Origin of the sequence: Micromonospora sp. NPDC049559 (assembly GCF_040676675.1) — a bacterium.
GTDB lineage: Bacteria > Actinomycetota > Actinomycetes > Mycobacteriales > Micromonosporaceae > JBFAPK01.
Genome location: NZ_JBFAPK010000085.1, coordinates 1 through 1,070 on the forward strand (window position 1 = coordinate 1; position 1,070 = coordinate 1,070).

2 protein-coding genes are annotated in these 1,070 nt (G+C 24.1%); one reads left to right on the forward strand and one right to left on the reverse strand.

Annotated elements, in window-relative coordinates; genetic code table 11:
• On the forward strand, window positions 1–631 hold a 631-nt coding region (locus AB0J86_RS38760; RefSeq protein ID WP_363863872.1), incomplete at its 5' end, for a RepB family plasmid replication initiator protein.
• 118 nt (window positions 632–749) lie between these two features.
• Here the strand turns inward: AB0J86_RS38760 and AB0J86_RS38765 are convergent.
• On the reverse strand, window positions 750–1,070 hold a 321-nt coding region (locus AB0J86_RS38765), incomplete at its 5' end, for a hypothetical protein (RefSeq protein WP_363863874.1).

Here is a 1,070-nt window from a genome sequence, read left to right on the forward strand (position 1 = left end):
AACAATTAGATACGAAGATGATGAGGTTATAGAAAGATTTATTTTATTTAATCATTATAGAATTCATAAAAAAGATCAATACTTAGAAATTTCAACTTCTCCTAATTTAAAGCATATACTTAATTCAATTACTAGCAACTTTACTAAATTTGAATTAAAAGAAATGACAAATTTGAAATCTACATATTCAAAAAACATGTTTAGAATACTTAAACAATATAAACACACTGGTTATATGAAAATTAAAATTGATGATTTTAGAGAACGCCTAGATATCCCTAAATCTTATAGAATGACAGATATTAATAAAAATGTTTTGAAGCCTATTGTTACAGAGTTAAACACTATTTTTAACAATCTTCACATTAATAAAATCAAGGCTAAAAAAGGACGTAAAATTGAATGGTTAGAGTTTATCTTTGACGCTGAGAAGTGTATACATAGTAAACGAAAACCTGAAAGACAAGATAAAATTATGTCTAAGCGCTATAGTAGTCGAGAAAAAACACCTAAATGGTTAGAGAAAAAAGAATATACACAATCACACAAAATATACAATGAAGACACTAAATTAAGACAAGATAGAGAAGCATTTCAACGTCAATTAAAAGAAAAATGGGAGAATAAGTAAGAATGACAGTGTACTAATTTAAATATAAATTAGTCCTCCAAATGAATGAAGGACTATAACCATAATTAGTATAGAACACATTAATAATATTAACACTTTATGAGAATTAGAGAAATATTTAGTTTATTTGTCTTGAGTAATATTTTTCAGTGAATGAAATATTTAACCATTTATCAAAATTTATGAAATTTTGGTTAATTTCTTCTATTATTTCATTTCTGTATACATCTGCTTGTTCAATAGTTTGAATATAGGAATTTCTATCAACTATGTTTTGTAAATCAATATAAATAACTTGCCCCATTTTAGATATTCTAATATCTTCGTCTCTAATATTATATTCAATATTTTTTTTCTTTACTATATTATAAATATCATATTGTACTTCTTCTGAAGCAGACATTGATATAATTTCTTTACCATTTTTATATAGAAGTCT